We start from the raw sequence: 15,135 nt of genomic DNA on the forward strand, positions 1-15,135 counted from the left end.
CTCCGGTCCGGTCTTTACCGCGGAGGAGTTGCCCGTCGGGTCGAGCTGGTCACCACGGGCACCTCACCCGCTTCGGCCGTCGGCTGGCCGGTGCGGTGTTCACGTCAGTCGATCATGCCGAGTGCGGTGTCGGGCCGGCAGAAGCCGCACGCCTCGACGCCCTCGGCCAGGGCCTGGCGGGCGGTGGCGCGGTCGACGGCGCGCACCCGGCGCAAGAGCCGCTTTGCGCCAGGTGGGTCGGGAGCCTGCAGAGGGGCCCCGGCTGCCGTTGGCGTGCCTTCGTGTGGTGAAGGCCGCCGTGCGGGAGCCGCTGCTGCGGGGCCCTCTGCTCAGGAATTCAGCACTGCGGGAGCATGTCCTGCGCGCGCCAGAAGTCGGTGTCGCTGAGGTTGACCATGTTGACGTAGACGTTGCGGTGGCCGCTGTCGTCGTCGGTGCGCAGCCAGGCACCGGAGATGTGTCCGTTGTTGGAGTACCAGTCTCCCGCGGTCCAGCAGTAGAAGTAGTTGCGGCCCGCGTACAGCGTGCCCGCGTGACTGTGCAGGTTGGGCTGGTAGTGAGACCACTGGGTCACCGAGGTGGTCAGATACACCTTGGCCTGGGCCCGTGCCGGCGCGGCCTGGGCGGGAGCGAGAGTGGAGCCCACAGCCAGTACCCCGACAGCGGCGGCAAGGCAGCCAGCGGCCCGGACGGAACGATTCTTTCGCATAACTTCTCCCCGACGTGTACTTCCCCCGATGCGCGCCCGTCCGCTTCGCCAGTCGAGCGACGGACGTGCTGCGCTCAGGAAACGACTCAACTGATCTGTAAATCAGTCAAGTGGGAGCGTAGGCCCGTCGAGTAGCGAAACGATTCCCGCACGGTCACAGGCTCGTCCCCAGCGTTCCCGCACACAGCAGCACACGTCACGCCGGCCTACCGGGGGCGTCGAGACCGGCGCTCCGCGCCTGGCTCTCCTCCCCGGGTCCGGACCAGCGATGGCTACCGCCGCGCTTGGTTGGATGTATAAGGCAATCGGCGCGCAAGTGTGCAGAGCATGAGGAGAGCGGTCGAGCTTCTTGGCGCGGGACGCCGCCGCCCGCTGTGGTGTGCCGCCTCCCGCGAAGGGGAACGGGGTAAAGCTGGGTGCCGACGGCGGAGGGGGCGGGACGGACCTTGCGTCGGGCGTCATGTTTCCCATGGCGATTGCGACCTGTATGTGCATGAATGCGATCTATGTGCGCGTTGGTGCGACGTCATGACCGTTGGCGCGGCACTGCCGCATGTCCATAGTGGTAAGAGAGCCATTGTCCGAGTCGGATCGCTGACCATTGCTGCGAGCTCACCGTTCGGGGGTGGGGAGCGGGTCCAGGCTGGAGGTATATCCCTGGTGAAGGGGGCCGAAATGCCTGATGAGCAAGCGCCGGTCGGGTTAGGGGAGGAAATGATGTCTGCGATGAGGAAACTGAGCACGATCTGTAGCTTGAGTGCGGCCGCAGCCCTGGCGATGGGAATGCTGACGGCCGGGCCGGCCTCAGCAGACATCCGCGCGGCCTCCTGGCCCAATGACACGTACTACGTATGTGCCGACTACTGCGACGGCGCTACGCAGGGCGGGGTCGTCTGGGGCAACCGGACCTCGAAGCTTCAAGGTTGGGTGGAGGCATACAACGGCACCGCAACCGTCTACTTCGACGCCTTCGCCGGTTCGACCAAGGTCGACAGCGATTCCAGGACCTCCAGCGGCCCTGTGGTCCCCTACAACTTCTACATCGGCGACCCCGATCTGCCCGGCGGCGTCGATCGGATCAGGGTCCAGGTGTGCGCGCCTCGCGGCTGCGGCGAACAGTTCAACCTGATCAGGAACTGACGCGCATTCCGTAGCCGTACGGGCTGCCGCACAACTGCGCTGGAACTCCCGCGGCGTCCTTCAGGGAGGCGGAGGAAAGCTGGGCCACGCAACTGGCAGGGCCGGTTCGTTGTGCTCTCCCGCCCGCGCTGAAGCGGCGTTTTGCGGCGCATCGGATCCGTGTGGGCCGGTGTAGAGGGGGAGCGGTTGAGCGTGCAGGCCACGCAGGAGAACGTCCCCGTCCGGGGCCCGGCAAGGGCTGAACAAGCACATCCGGTCTGGGCGGGTCAGCTCGGCAAAGACGGGGCGGAAGGCTACCTGCTGAGCCGGTCTCAGGCATCCCGGCGCCGTACGGCGAGCACGGCGACGGTCACCGAGACGAGTGCCCAGGCCCCGAGTGCGATCCAGGAGCCCGTGATCGTGGCCGGATATCTGCCCAGGCTGGCGTGGCCCTCGGGGTTCAGTGCCAGCCGGGCCTGTGCGGCCAGCGGTAGGTGGTTGCCTATCTCCTTCAAGAGCCGGTACCTCTCGCCCCCGAAGAGCATGGGCAGGATGAAAAGCATCCCCACGACAGTGACGATCGAGGCCGTGGCATGTCGCAGGACAGCGCCGACCGCCAGGCCGATCTGCGCGCAGACCGGGATCACGAGCGCGTATGCCGTGACGGCCCGCAGGCAGCCGGGGTCGTGAAGGGAGAGTCCGACGTGGCGGGAGGCGAGCATCGCGTTGGTGGTGAAGAACGACGTCACGGAGACGATCACACCAAGGACGAGCGTGATCGCCGTGACGAGGGCCACCTTCGCCGAGATCACCGCACGCCGGTCGGGGACGGCGGCGAGCGTGGTGCGGATCATTCCGGTGGCGTACTCGCCGAAGATCGTGATGGCGCCGAAGCTGGCCGCGGCCAGTGCCATGACGTCGAGGGCGATGCTGCCCAGGCCGTGGAACAGCGGGTCGTAGTGGAAGGGAGGGATACCGGGGGGAGTGGGATGTGGCTGGTCTATGTAGGGCAGGTCGGAGTGGACGGCGTTGACGTTGATCGCGATGGCGACGACGGCGCTCAGGGCGAGCACCCAGTAGGTCGACCGGAGAGACCGCATCTTGATCCATTCAGCGGCGAGCAGGTCGGTGAACGTGGCCACCGGTTCGGCAGGGCGCTCGGGCGGCTGGGTGGCGGAGAACGTCAGGGTGCTCATCGGGCTTCTCCTGCGAGGTATTCGACGCTGTCGGCGGTGAGGGACATGAACGCCGATTCCAGGGACGAGGTGTGGGTGGCGAGTTCGTGCAGCATGATGTGGTGTCGGTGGGCCAGTTCGCCGATCCGGGCTGCGGTCAGGCCCGTGACCTGGCCCACCTGGTCGCTCGTGTGGCGCACCGACGCACCTTCGGCGGTCAGCACGGCCTCCAGGGCCACCAGGTCGGGCGCGTGCACGGTCACGCCCAGGGAGGCGTTGTGGGCTGAGAAGTCCTCCAGGCTCTCGTCGGCGATCAGGCGGCCCCGCCCGACGACGATGAGCCGGTCGGCGGTGTGCTCCATCTCGGCCATCATGTGGCTGGAGACGAACACGGTGCGGCCCTCGGACGCCAGACGGCGGAACAGGCCGCGCACCCACAGCACGCCCTCGGGGTCCAGACCGTTCAGGGGCTCGTCGAAGAGCAGCACCGGCGGATCGCCGAGCAGGGCGCCCGCGATGCCAAGACGCTGCTTCATCCCGAGGGAGAACCCTCCGATCCGGCGCCGCGCCGCCTTGGCCAGCCCGACCTCCTGGAGGACCTCGTCCACGCGGGCCGGCGGGATGCGGTTGCTGCGGGCCAGGGCGGCCAGGTGCGCCCTCGCGCTGCGTCCGCCGTGGACGTCCTGGGCATCCAACAGTGCGCCGACGTGGCGCAGTCCGCGTGGGCGGTGCGAGAAGGGAATGCCGTCCACGGTGACGGACCCGCTGGTGGGGGTCGTAAGGCCCAGGATCATCCGCAGTGTGGTGGATTTTCCGGCGCCGTTCGGGCCGAGGAAGCCGGTGACCTTACCCGGTTCCACTGTGAAGGTCAGGTTGTCGACGGCAACGCTGTCGCCGTACCGCTTGGTCAGTCGGATGGATTCGATCACGGGTCCAAGCTGCCGGGGAGGGCGTGGAGTCGGCATCGGCCTGCGGTTCACACTGGTGAGCCCTGCTGGTAGCCCGGGGGATTACGCCTGTAGGCCAATGCCCCGGTGGGGAGCGCCTCGATAGGATCGGCTGATGATCGCCACTCCTCATCCGCCCCTGCTCAAACGCGTGCCACCGGGTGTGTGGGTGGCGGCCTTCTGGTCGGCTCTCATTCTGGTACGCACGTTCCAGCGGCCGGACGAACTGCAGCATCTGCTCCGGTACGACGGCAATACCGAGGACGCACCGCTGCTGGTCACCGCCGTCGTCACAACTCTGGGCGCGTTGCTGCTGTTCCGCGCCCCGCTGGCGGCTGTGGCCATGGCGCTCGCGGGCGCCTCGTTCTCGTTCGGGATGGCGGTGCGGGAGACACCGTTCGTTCTCTTCCTCCTGGCCGACGCGGGCGTGGGTTACACCGCTGCGACCCGCTCGCGGCGTGTTTCGGTCCTCGCGGCCGTGCTCCCGGTCGGTGTGCTGGCCGCGTACACGGCCTGGCGGCTGGGACGCGGGTACTTCTTCAACCTCTCGGTGCCGGCAGCCCTAGCGTCGACCGTCGTCATCGCCTGGCTGATCGGCAACACGATCCGTCAGAACCGGGCGCACGCGGACACGGTACGCGCCCAGGCCACGCAGCAGGCGGTAACCGCCGAGCGGCTGCGGATCGCCCGGGAACTGCACGACATGGTCGCCCACAACATCGGCATTATTGCCATCCAGGCCGGTGTGGGCAGCCTGGTCATGGACACCCAGCCCGCCGAGACGCGCAACGCGCTGGAGGCCATCGAGGCCACCAGCAGGGAGACTCTCGCCGGCCTGCGGCGGATGCTCGGCGCGCTGCGCCGGAGTGGCCCGGAGTCCGCGCCGCTGGATCCGCTCCCTGGTCTGGCCGCCATCGGTCAGCTGGTCGGGACGACCACGGCCGCCGGGGTCCGGGTCGACGTCCGGTGGCGGGGGGAACGACGCGACCTGCCCTCCGACGTCGACCTGGCGGCCTTCCGTATCATCCAGGAGGCGGTCACCAATGTCGTGCGGCATTCCGGCACCCGCGACTGCAGCGTCACGGTCGACTACCGCCCCGACGAGCTGGCCGTCGATATCGTCGACCTCGGCTCGGGCGGCACCGTCGCAGGCTCCGGATACGGTATCGCCGGAATGCGCGAACGGGTCAGTCTGCTGCACGGTGAGTTCAGCGCCGGGCCGCGTCCGGAAGGCGGTTTCCGCGTGGCCGCCCGGCTGCCGGTGCCAGGGGAGGCGGGACGATGATCCGTGTCGTTCTGGTCGACGACCAGCCCCTGATCCGTTCCGGTCTACGCGTCCTGATCGCCGACACTCCCGACCTGGAGGCAGCGGGGGAGGCCGGGAACGGTGCCGAGGCGGTGGAGCTGGTCCAACGGCTACGGCCGGAAGTCGCCATCATGGACATCCGGATGCCCGGCATGGACGGCATCGAGGCCACCCGCCGGATCAACGCGGATCCGGAGTCGAAGACCCGCGTACTCGTCCTCACCACCTTCGACGACGACGAGTACGTCTATGGCGCGCTTCGTGCCGGAGCGAGCGGCTTCCTCGTCAAGGACATGCCGCTGAAGACCATCCTCGACGGGGTCAGGGTCGTCGCCGCCGGAGATGCCCTCATAGCTCCGAGCGTCACCCGCCGTCTCATCGAGGAATTCGCGGCACGGCCCGACCCCGCCACCGCCTGCAGGACGGTGCTCGACGGCATCACCGACCGGGAACGCGAGGTCCTGACACTCGTCGGCCGCGGCCTGTCCAACACCGAGATCGCCGAAGAGCTCACCATCAGCGTGGCCACCGCCAAGGCCCACCTTGCGCGGCTCTTCACCAAACTCGACGCACGCGACCGGGTCCACCTCGTCATCCTCGCCTACGAGACGGGCCTGGTCGCGCTCCCGCGGTGAGGTTCACCCGCGAATGACCAGGTCAGCGTAGGGCCGCCCTGCACCACTATGCACATCGCGGTAGCGGCTCATTTCGCTTTCCATGCTGGTCGTCGTTCTTCGGCAGCCGTACGTGCCCAGGCTCATCCCGCAGCACGCCGACGAAGGACTCACCGTTGTTGACGACTGCGCCGCCGTCCGTACGCCGGTGTCGTGGGTGTCGTACGACTTCCTGTCGATCCCTCGAGCACGGGGTGCGGAGCATCATCGGCATCGCATCCCTCAACCCCGACGCCACCGACGAAGGCACGTTGCGGACGGGTCACCGAGGGGAAACGGCCCCCTTCGGGGTCGAGGAGGCTGCTGCCGCGGACAACCGTTCCTCGAGACCTTCCAGTGTCTGCAGCACATTGCCGCGTTCCTCGGATGTCAGGCCCGCGGCCGTGAGCTCTTCGAGCTGTTCCCAGAGCTGTTCCACCTCCCGCCGGAGTGCCTGGCTGGCGGTGGTGGGCTCGATGATGACGGCACGCCTGTCCGTCTCGCTCGGGTGCCGGCGGACGAATCCGGCGCGTTCCAGGCGCTGGACGGTACGGGTCATGGTGGCGGCGTCGGAGTCCAGGAGGCGCACGAGGTCGGTCTGCCGCTGCGGTCCCAGCTCCCACAGCTGCATCATCACCAGTTCCTGGCCGGGGTGCAGCCCGACGCGGCGCAGCAGCTGCCCGGCGAGCATGCGGTGCAGGCGGGCGACGCGGAAGATCGCATGACTGATGGGACCATTCCCGGCGGAAGCCGGCACCGAGACCGTCGCGGCCCCGGCGCCCTCGCTGTCCTGTGGCCCTGCTTCGTCCACCGCATCCCCGTTCTGCACGCGAAACCCCCTGTCTGCCCGGACAGGAAACAGCATATCCAGCTACACCACGATGTGCCTTTTCCTCAGCGAAACGCCGCTATCAGCGGGCCGGGAGACGCTGCGTGACCCAGGTCACAGGTCATGCGGAATGTTCTTCGGCTTTTACTTGTTCGGACAGGTAACTGCTGCCTTTCCCGGGCGCAGCCCCGTTCCACGCCTCTACAAGGAGCGCACAGTGACCACCGCATTCGAACCCTTCACCCTGGGCGGCTACCGCCTGTCCAACCGCATAGCCATGGCTCCGATGACCCGCAGCCGCGCCTTCGGCGAGGGCGCCACCCCCACCGCCTCTACGGCCACCTATTACGCGCAGCGGGCGAGCGCCGGGCTGATCGTCACCGAAGGCGTGCAGCCCTCGGCCGTCGGCCAGGGCTACCCCGACACACCGGGCCTGCACTCGGCCGAGCAGGTCAGTGCATGGCGCGCCGTCACCGATGCCGTGCACCGCCGGGGCGGTGTGATCTTCGCGCAGCTGATGCACACCGGCCGTATCGGTCATCCGAGCCTTCTGCCTGACGGCATGCTTCCGGTCGGTCCTTCGCCCGTGGCCGCCAGGGGGCAGGTGTTCACCCACCAGGGCCCGAAGGACATGGTGGCCCCCAAGGAGCTCACGCAACCCGAGATCCGGCGGACCATCGCCGACTTCGCCGCCGCTGCGCGCAACGCGGTCGCCGCCGGCTTCGACGGGGTGGAGATCCATGGAGCCAACGGCTACCTCATCCACCAGTTCCTCGCCCCCAACAGCAACCGGCGCACCGACGCCTGGGGCGGCACTGTCGAGGGCCGCATCCGCTTCGCCGTCGAGGTGGCCACGGCGGTCGCCGACGCGATCGGAGGCCACCGCACCGGCATCCGCATCTCACCTGGAAACCCCTTCAACGACATCGCCGAGCGTGACCTGGAAGAGACCTACGGAGCTCTCACCAGCCGCCTGGCGCCCCTGGGGCTCGCCTACCTGCACCTGATGGAACGCCCCGACCGGGATCTGACCCGCCGCCTGCGCAAGGACTGGCCGAGCGCCTTCATCCTCAACCCCTTCACACACCCGGCGGCCACCGGCCCCGACGCGCTCACCCTGATCGAGGACGGCACCGCCGACCTCGTCTCCTTCGGGGCGATGTTCCTGGCCAACCCCGACCTGCCCCGCCGCCTGGCCCAGGGAGGTCCCTTCAACACCCCCGACCCGGCCACCTTCTACGGCGGTGACGACCACGGCTACACCGACTACCCCGCCCTGAACGCCTGACCACAACCGCCTCGCGCTGGCGACGCCTGCCCCCCCTGGGGCTCACGAGGAGTGGGGTGTCGCTGTATCGGGAAGACCCCCCGCTGGCATGGGACAGCGGGAGCCGACATAACAAAGCCGGCTGCTGGCCGCCTCGTGTCGCACGTCGGCCGGGTCGGGCAGGGGAAGCGGGGCCGTCGGCCGCATTCCCCTGGAGGTAAAGGAACAGCGGATGATGAGCCCCCACCGGTCACCTCCACTGACCGCCAGGAGCGGGTCGCGCGGGAGCTGAAGGCGACGGCGGCGGGCCTGGCTGCTGCGGCCGGACTGCGCGAGGCGCTGGCGAGGGTGGGGATCATCCTGCCGTCGGTACGCGGCAGCGAACCGGTCGATGGACACGCCTTCGTGGAGCTGGACGGCGCGGGCGCCCCCTCAGTTGCCCGTCTTGCACAGATCGTGCACGCGGCTGCAGGCGCCCGGCCAGACCGCCAGGCCCCGGCCCATACTATTCCTCGTCGTAGCGGCCCGGGACGAGACGGCCGGTGTTTTCCCAGCGGCGGGCAAGCGCGGTGAAGATCGGCTCCAGTGCGGCCGCGGGAACCGCCTCGCTATTGCCCTGGGCGCCCATGACGGACTGGAGCCTGGCCGCCGAGGCCGTCATGTGTCATTCAACGCCTCCCCGTGCCGCCGGGTCACCCACGCCCTTCGCAGCCCCCGCTGCGCGCAGGGAAGGGCGTCATTGCTGAGCCCGGATGGCAGGGAGCAGCGGTGTACCAGTCGCGGAGGTCGCTACGAGGAGGACGAGGTGCAACGGCGGTCGGGAGACACCTTGTTGTTACACACCGACGGCCTCGTCAAGTGGCAGGACTCCGCGATGCACGAATCCCGCACCCAGTTGCCGACCAACGCCCAGCTGTGACCAGCACTTGCACCCTAGACCTCAAGGTCTTTCCTGCACCTTGCCTGTTCAGGGACTGGTGGCATGATCGGCGGATGATCAGTGAATCCTGGCCGTCTGGCGCTGTGAAGTATGTCCTGTTTGACGTCGATGGCACGTTGATCGATGCCCTGGACAATCAGCGGCGGGTCTGGCGGACGTGAGCAGACCGATATGGGCTGGACGCTGATGAGGTCTACCGGGTGGCGCTGCGGACCCGGCCGATGGAGACCTTCGCGCAGATCGCTCCGGACCAGGATCCTCACGAGTGTCTTGACGCATTGCACGAGCTCGAGGACGAGGACGTCCGCACCGGCATCTACGCGGCTTTCGACGGTGCCTCAGAACTGCTCCACGCTTTGCGGCCCGGGACCTGGGCGCTGGTGACGTCGAACTATGAGCACCGGGTACGTGGCCGTTTCGCACGGACTCTCTTGCCGCTGCCGGAGGTCGTGGTGGACGCGGCCTGTGTGGAAGAAGGCAAGCCGTCACCGGTGCCATATCTGTAGGCGGCCGCGCGTCTTGGAGCCCACCCGAAGGACTGCCTGGTCATCGAGGACGCCCCCTCGGGAGTGCAGGCCGGGCTGCGCGCCGGGATGACCGTGTGGGGAGTCAACACCTCCACAGCGGCCGACGGCGTGCATCGCCACTTCGCCTCCTTGCGTGAAGCGGTCGGCGACATCCTTGCCTTCACCTCTGGAGCCCTCCCACACCGGCGGGAAGCCGCAGCCACAGCGGAATGACCTTGCTGTGGCTGGTGCCCCGGTGAGTGAACCGTCTCCGCTATGCCCGAGCTGGGTGATGTTGGTGAAGTCGCCCCCGCAGCCGGGGCGTTGGGGCATGGTCGGGGGATGAGTCTGCGTTCTTGTGCCGTCTGGGTGTGGCATCCGGTGCGTGCGATACGGCGGCGGCGGGCCGCTTTCGCGGGGTTGACGGCTCTGGAGCAGCGGCGGGTGCGGGCGCGGCGGGCCGTTGTTCGGCGGCGCCGGGGTTCGGCTGCCGGTCTGGTGCTCGGGGCGCTTGCGCTGGTGGTGGGCCTGCCTGTGCTGCTATGGCAGGGGCCGCACTGGTTCGACGGCAAGTACCTGGACGACACCGAACTCCGCAAGGGCTCCGCCGCCCTGGTCACGGGCCTACGGACATCGCTGGTCGCACTGGTGGCCGCACTCGGAGCTGGTATCGCACTGCTGTACACCGCCCGCACCTATCGCCTGGCCCGGCGCGGGCAGATCACGGACCGCTTCACCAAAGCCCTGGAACGCCTCGGCTCACCCGAGGTCTACGTACGCATCGGCGGGGTTCTCGCGCTGGAGCAGATCGTGCAGGACGCTCCCGAGCAGGCGGCCACGGACGCGGCCCGGGTGCTGGGGCACTTCATCCGCGCCCAGGCCCCCAAAGCCCGCCCTGCACCCAACGCCCCCGGCATCACCGGGGGCCCGGCCGGTTCTGTTGGGCCGGCGCAGGAGCCGTTGCCCGATAGGCCTGCTGGGGACGTCCAGGCCGCGCTCACGGCTTTGACCCGGCCCGAGTCCCGTACCCATGTCGATGCCCGCGAACAGCTCGACCTCGAAGGTCTGCACCTCGCCGGAGCTGACCTTCGATTCGCCGACCTCACTCGTGCCAACCTGGCAGGGACCACCCTGACCAAGGCGCATCTGATGGTGACCACGCTGACCGACGCCCTTCTTCTGGGTGCGACGTTGACGGGAGCCGACCTGCGGGGAGCGAAGCTGACGGGAGCCATCCTTGTTGATGCGACGCTTACAGGGGCCGACCTGCGGGGTGCGAAGCTGATGGCGACCAACCTGGCGGCTGCGACGTTGACGGGGGCCGACCTGCGGGGTTTGACGCTGGAGGAGACCGACCTTGTGGGTGCGACCCTCGCGGAGGCGTGCGGCCTGAGGATGGAACACGTCTTGGCCGCGCACGTAAGTAAGGAGACGGTTCTGCCCGCCCGTTTCTACCCCTCGGTGGGCCAGTCCGTGCCGGAGGAAGGAGAGTGAGCCTGCCGGTCACACGGAGATGTCCTGCGACGTGCGGCCGGTCCGCTACGCCCAGCTGGGGGAGCCGCCACTCGGGCCTGGGAGCGGGAAGGAGCCCCGCTGAGAGCAGGCGGGGCCCCTTGCTTGCCCATACCCTACGAAGGGAAGCCGAGCAGACCCCGGTCCGACGACGGGGACCCTCCGCGTCACTCGCGTGTGCTGTGCCGGACCCCTGCCCGGGGCGTCGGCGGGGGCGGGTGGGCGGGAAGTCCGCGCGGAGCTCGGGGGCTGGCGACCTCGCCTCAGCGTAGTACGTCCCCTGCCGTCGGCTCGGGGAGGCTCACGGTTGGTCGACCCCCTGGACGTGCTGGCGCATGAGGTTGGTGCCGAGCCGATCGGCACTCTGCGGGACAGCCCTGGTATGCGACGACCGTTTCATCCGGAGGAGTAGACAGCGCCGTCTGGGCGGCGCCGGCATGCTGCCTGTCGCGGCGCTCCGCCCGGGCCGCGCATTCGGCGCCGGGGCGCGGTGCTGGGCACCGGTGTGGGCCGCCGAACGAATGTGGGCGGCGGTGTCGATTCCGGCGCGCTCTGTTCGACGTAGGAGTGAGAGAAGAGCAACCACACGAAAGGTAAGGCCATGCCGAAGGTCCGCGTACACAACGTGACGATCTCCCTCGACGGCTTCGCGGCCGGCGTGAACCAGCGACTGAACGCCCCGTTCGGCGACGGCGTCGGCTGGGGTGAGGACCTGCACAGCTGGTTTGTGTCCGCGTCGGAGGATTCGGCCGCGGGCAGGACCGGAATCGACGTCGACTACTTCGTCCGGGGCGAGCAGAATATCGGCGCCACGATCATGGGGCGAAATATGTTCGGACCGCAGCGCGGGCCGTGGGAGGACGAGTCCTGGAAGGGCTGGTGGGGCGACAACCCGCCCTACCACCACGACGTTTTCGTGCACACCCACCATCTGCGCCCGGCGCTGGAGATGGCCGGCGGAACGACCTTCCACTTCACCGACGAGCCGCTGGAGACGGTGCTGCAGCGCGCCTTCGACGCCGCGGGCGGCAAAGACGTCCGGATCGGCGGCGGCGCAGCGGTCATCCAGCAGTATCTGCGCGCCAGGCTGATCGACCAGCTCCACCTGGTAATCGCGCCGATGCTCATCGGGCGTGGAGAGCGGCTGCTCGACGATCTGGGGGACGGAATCGACGGCTACCGGGTCTCTGAGCTGGTCGGCTCGCCGACCGTCACGCACGCGGTGCTGGTCCGCCGCTGACGCGCGGGTTCAGGGGCTGCCGCTGTGGATGGAGCCTGCCCCCCGGGCGCCTGCGAGGAGTGGCGTGTCGCCGTATCGGGAAGAACCTGGGGGCGCAGCTTCTCACCCAGGCGGGGGAGTGGTGAAGTCCCCGCCTACCTCTCTGCCACGACCGCCCCTCCTGCGGCAATGACCGGTCTGCTGCCCGACCTGCCCCGCCCGGAGGCACTGCCAGCCTTGACGCCAGGCGGGTCGGCCTCCGCGATGAGCACATCACGGCCGGGCGTGAGCTTCTCCAACCTCCCCGTGAGCGCCTCCAACGGCAACGCCTACGGTCTCTGCTCGCCGGGCGGCCGCGACAACGGCGGCAACCCATGGGCGGTCAACCTCCCGGCCTCCATCGTCGGCGACGGCCCGGGGAACCAGCCGGGCAAGGTAGCACACTGCGACGAACCGACCAACGAGTTCACCGTCAATCTCACGCGGTGACGTGGTGAGGTAGGGCGAAGAGAAGGGGGGCGGCTGGTCGTGACGGGCTGCCCCTCGCTTCTCGCCCACTGTCGCGCGTACGCCTGGGTCCGCGCGGGCGGCTACGACTTTCCCTGAGCATAGGAGGGGTCTACGGGCAGGAGAAACGGCTGCATCCGCCGTGCCCGGACGGGCGGGGCCGTTGCGCCGTTCGGCCGCGACTGGGGTCGTTGTGCCGGGGCATGCGGGCTGCGAAGCGGTGGATGATCTGTCCTGCGGGCGGCCGCAGGGAAAGGAGGGCCGCGATGGCCGAGTTGGCGTCGCCGGAGCCACGGTCACGACCGGCGGGAGGCGGTCGCGTGCCCGCGACCTCACCCCGATCCGGCGACGCGCCCGTATCACGCCGGTCCGGCGGAGCGCCGGAGCCGTCCGCCCCGTCCGAGGCCGCGCCCACGCCCCCGCTGCGGCCCACGGCCTACGATCCCGCCGACTACGTGGAATGCGTGGTGCGCGGCGCCGCCGAGGCGCGGGTGTCGCCCCTGCTGGTCATGACAGTGCTGTACAACGAGGCGTACAAGCCGCACCACCCGCTGTGGGAACGGCTGTGGCAGTGGTGGAAGCCGGGCGCGTCCTTCGGGGTGGCCAACATGCACAACGCCACCTTCGAGGCGGTGCGCCGCGCGCATGGCCTCGCCCAGCGATGGCAGGATCTGCGCGACGACCCCGCCTTCGCCATCCGCGCGGCTGCCCTGCACCTGAGCGACCTCGATGCGCGCCTGCCCGCGCGGCACGTGCGCCGCTATACCCGCGACGAGCTCCTCGCCCTCGGTTACAACGCGGGCGAACGCAATATGCGTGCCTTCGCCCGGGGCGTGCCTCCCGGCCCGATGGCCCGGTCCTATCTGCGCCGGTACCGCACCTACCAGGCCCGAGCCGCTGCCGCCCTGAGGAGATTCGAACAAGAGGCGTGAGAAGACGGTAATCGGGGTGAGCGTTCACACTGGCCGGGCCGACTGGAGCACCGACGGGACCCGGACGGCCGGGACACCCCGCGTCCCGCGACGAGGTACCGGGCGCCCTGGACGGTCACCCGGGGCCCCATCGAGCTGATCGCCCACGACGAGGGCGCCCTGGCCACCCTGCGACCCGACCGGATCCTGAAGTTGCCAGGACGGAGACGAGGACCCGCGGCGCGACGGCTGGGGGGAGTCGTCTTCCCCGCCCGGCAGCCCGCGCCCCGGTCACGTTGCCGACGGCGTGGCGCGTGGGAGGCCGACTATCGCCGGCGCATCCGGGAGGGGCCCACGCGTGCGGCCGTTGACGACCTGCACGACGAGGTCCGCCGAGAGCGGGAGGACGAGGTCGGATCACCGGCCTGTCCTGGTCCCCTGTCCCGATTTGCCGACGCGCCGAGGGATCATCCTGAGGTATGGAAACCCTCGGTCGCCCAATACAACGCCTGTCTCTGTCCAGCAAGATGCATAAAAAGTGACTATGCCACGGCCGTAGACCGGCTTCCGAGCAGAGGAGAGCCTGCTCGCGCGGTACGCACAATTCGAGCCCCGCTCATAGCCGTCGAGGTGGCTCGTCGGCCCCATGCGCCCTGACACAACGATTCCATTCTGGCCATCCACGGTAGGCGTCACTCGTGGGCGGATTTGCAGGGCTTGGCGGGTCAATCAAGCCAGGCGCAGGTCGATCCAGGGCACGGTGTCGCCCTCGCGCAGCAGATAGCGTTCGAGCTCGACGAAGCCTTGCTGTTTGGCGAAGTGCAGTCCGTCCGGGTTGCTGGCCAGCACGACCGTCTCGACGGTCTGAGCACCCAATGCGCGGGCTTGGCCCAGGGCGCGCTCGTAGAGTCGGGTGCCGAGGCCGCGGCGGCGATACCCGGGCAGTACGCGGGCAATGACCGTGGCGGTGGCGTTGTTGTCCTTGGTGGGTGGGCGCACGGTCGTACAGCCGACCAGGACGTCGCCGAGAAAGGCGACCTCCATACGATTGCGGCCGGTGCGGTCACGTACGTCGTCGAAGGACAGCGGGTCACCAGGGATGATCAAATTGTGGACGTACTGCCAATCGTGGATCGAGGCGTCGTCGGCTACCGCTTGGATGCGCAGGTCGGTCATCGGCCCAGCCAACCGGGGCGCGCCATGACGCGTCAACTGCGATTGCCTTGCAGGCAGACGCAGGTCAGGGCTGCTGACGGCGGGCCGAAGTCACTAGTCGGGTCGCCGTCAGGGTGAAGAAGGGACTGTGCGGCTCTGCGAAAGTCGGGATGCCGACCGCGGTCGCTCGCACGAACCGCTCGGGTGGCAGTGGCTCGGCGCTTGGCAGCGGGTTGAGCAGGATCAGGGCGAATTCCTCCGGCAGGTGTGCCAAGAGTGCAACGGCGATGTGCCGGGCAAGCGGATCATCGTCTGGTGCCGCCTGCGGCACCCTTGACTACGGCGACTGGTGCGGTGCCGGGTGGCTCTACGGGGACTCG

General features: G+C 69.0%; 15 protein-coding genes and 2 pseudogenes. 9 read left to right on the plus strand and 8 right to left on the minus strand.

Annotated elements, in window-relative coordinates:
• Positions 1-104 precede the first annotated feature (104 nt).
• Positions 105-206 (minus strand): DUF6233 domain-containing protein, encoded by a 102-nt coding sequence (locus tag ACZ5ID_RS28930; protein WP_468903628.1) that lies wholly within the window; start codon positions 204-206, stop codon positions 105-107.
• Positions 207-337: 131 nt separating this feature from the next.
• Entirely contained in the window at positions 338-646 is a 309-nt protein-coding gene (locus ACZ5ID_RS28935) for a hypothetical protein (protein ID WP_468903630.1), read from the minus strand.
• Between the two features lie 816 nt (positions 647-1,462).
• On the opposite strand from ACZ5ID_RS28935, the gene ACZ5ID_RS28940 reads away from it, so the two are divergent.
• The gene (locus ACZ5ID_RS28940) at positions 1,463-1,849 is read left to right on the plus strand and encodes a hypothetical protein (RefSeq protein ID WP_468903632.1); all 387 of its coding nucleotides are present in this window, start codon (positions 1,463-1,465) and stop codon (positions 1,847-1,849) included.
• 311 nt (positions 1,850-2,160) lie between these two features.
• Here ACZ5ID_RS28940 and ACZ5ID_RS28945 read toward each other — a convergent pair whose 3' ends face one another.
• Together ACZ5ID_RS28945 and ACZ5ID_RS28950 are read right to left on the minus strand one after the other, a co-directional pair.
• On the minus strand, positions 2,161-3,024 hold the full coding sequence (locus tag ACZ5ID_RS28945; protein ID WP_468903634.1) for an ABC transporter permease: 864 nt from the start codon (positions 3,022-3,024) through the stop codon (positions 2,161-2,163).
• A complete protein-coding gene (locus ACZ5ID_RS28950; protein WP_468903636.1) occupies positions 3,021-3,932 on the minus strand; it encodes an ABC transporter ATP-binding protein in 912 nt (303 codons plus the stop codon). The genes ACZ5ID_RS28945 and ACZ5ID_RS28950 overlap by 4 nt, the downstream gene beginning before the upstream one ends.
• A gap of 133 nt (positions 3,933-4,065) precedes the next feature.
• On the opposite strand from ACZ5ID_RS28950, the gene ACZ5ID_RS28955 reads away from it, so the two are divergent.
• Positions 4,066-5,235, plus strand: coding sequence for a sensor histidine kinase (locus ACZ5ID_RS28955; protein ID WP_468903639.1), 1,170 nt, complete (start codon positions 4,066-4,068; stop codon positions 5,233-5,235).
• A complete protein-coding gene (locus ACZ5ID_RS28960; protein ID WP_468903641.1) occupies positions 5,232-5,891 on the plus strand; it encodes a response regulator in 660 nt (219 codons plus the stop codon). The genes ACZ5ID_RS28955 and ACZ5ID_RS28960 overlap by 4 nt, the downstream gene beginning before the upstream one ends.
• A gap of 301 nt (positions 5,892-6,192) precedes the next feature.
• Here ACZ5ID_RS28960 and ACZ5ID_RS28965 read toward each other — a convergent pair whose 3' ends face one another.
• A complete protein-coding gene (locus ACZ5ID_RS28965) occupies positions 6,193-6,666 on the minus strand; it encodes a MarR family winged helix-turn-helix transcriptional regulator (protein WP_468903702.1) in 474 nt (157 codons plus the stop codon).
• A 289-nt stretch (positions 6,667-6,955) separates the two neighbouring features.
• Between ACZ5ID_RS28965 and ACZ5ID_RS28970 the strand changes: the two genes are divergently transcribed.
• Positions 6,956-8,026, plus strand: coding sequence for an alkene reductase (locus ACZ5ID_RS28970; protein WP_468903644.1), 1,071 nt, complete (start codon positions 6,956-6,958; stop codon positions 8,024-8,026).
• Positions 8,027-8,510: 484 nt separating this feature from the next.
• On the opposite strand, the gene ACZ5ID_RS28975 is transcribed toward ACZ5ID_RS28970, so the two are convergent.
• Positions 8,511-8,666, minus strand: a complete 156-nt coding sequence (locus tag ACZ5ID_RS28975) for a hypothetical protein (protein ID WP_468903646.1) — start codon at positions 8,664-8,666, stop codon at positions 8,511-8,513.
• A 455-nt stretch (positions 8,667-9,121) separates the two neighbouring features.
• Here ACZ5ID_RS28975 and ACZ5ID_RS28980 point away from each other — a divergent pair.
• The 5 genes and pseudogenes from ACZ5ID_RS28980 (at position 9,122) to ACZ5ID_RS29000 (ending at position 13,621) form a co-directional block, all read left to right on the plus strand.
• Positions 9,122-9,685 (plus strand): annotated as a pseudogene (locus ACZ5ID_RS28980) (HAD family hydrolase).
• Positions 9,686-9,727: 42 nt separating this feature from the next.
• Positions 9,728-10,945 (plus strand): pentapeptide repeat-containing protein, encoded by a 1,218-nt coding sequence (locus ACZ5ID_RS28985; protein ID WP_468903648.1) that lies wholly within the window; start codon positions 9,728-9,730, stop codon positions 10,943-10,945.
• Positions 10,946-11,564: 619 nt separating this feature from the next.
• Entirely contained in the window at positions 11,565-12,203 is a 639-nt protein-coding gene (locus tag ACZ5ID_RS28990; RefSeq protein WP_468903650.1) for a dihydrofolate reductase family protein, read from the plus strand.
• A 264-nt stretch (positions 12,204-12,467) separates the two neighbouring features.
• The gene (locus ACZ5ID_RS28995; RefSeq protein ID WP_468903652.1) at positions 12,468-12,671 is read left to right on the plus strand and encodes a hypothetical protein; all 204 of its coding nucleotides are present in this window, start codon (positions 12,468-12,470) and stop codon (positions 12,669-12,671) included.
• 338 nt (positions 12,672-13,009) lie between these two features.
• Entirely contained in the window at positions 13,010-13,621 is a 612-nt protein-coding gene (locus ACZ5ID_RS29000; RefSeq protein WP_468903655.1) for a lysozyme family protein, read from the plus strand.
• A 708-nt stretch (positions 13,622-14,329) separates the two neighbouring features.
• Here the strand turns inward: ACZ5ID_RS29000 and ACZ5ID_RS29005 are convergent.
• Positions 14,330-14,776: a GNAT family N-acetyltransferase gene (locus ACZ5ID_RS29005; protein WP_468903657.1), complete on the minus strand. Its 447-nt coding sequence runs from the start codon at positions 14,774-14,776 to the stop codon at positions 14,330-14,332.
• A gap of 148 nt (positions 14,777-14,924) precedes the next feature.
• Positions 14,925-15,032, minus strand: a pseudogene (locus ACZ5ID_RS29010) (DUF2267 domain-containing protein); the annotation flags it as partial.
• Positions 15,033-15,135 lie beyond the last annotated feature (103 nt).

This window comes from Streptomyces sp. NPDC031670 (assembly GCF_055580545.1).

Coding starts and splice junctions, on each gene's coding strand:
- ACZ5ID_RS28945 (WP_468903634.1), bottom strand. CDS start 3,024: ATGAGCACCCTGACGTTCTCCGCCACCCAGCCGCCCGAGCGCCCTGCC.
- ACZ5ID_RS28955 (WP_468903639.1), top strand. CDS start 4,066: ATGATCGCCACTCCTCATCCGCCCCTGCTCAAACGCGTGCCACCGGGT.
- ACZ5ID_RS28960 (WP_468903641.1), top strand. CDS start 5,232: ATGATCCGTGTCGTTCTGGTCGACGACCAGCCCCTGATCCGTTCCGGT.
- ACZ5ID_RS28975 (WP_468903646.1), bottom strand. CDS start 8,666: ATGACGGCCTCGGCGGCCAGGCTCCAGTCCGTCATGGGCGCCCAGGGC.
- ACZ5ID_RS28985 (WP_468903648.1), top strand. CDS start 9,728: ATGCCCGAGCTGGGTGATGTTGGTGAAGTCGCCCCCGCAGCCGGGGCG.
- ACZ5ID_RS28990 (WP_468903650.1), top strand. CDS start 11,565: ATGCCGAAGGTCCGCGTACACAACGTGACGATCTCCCTCGACGGCTTC.
- ACZ5ID_RS29005 (WP_468903657.1), bottom strand. CDS start 14,776: ATGACCGACCTGCGCATCCAAGCGGTAGCCGACGACGCCTCGATCCAC.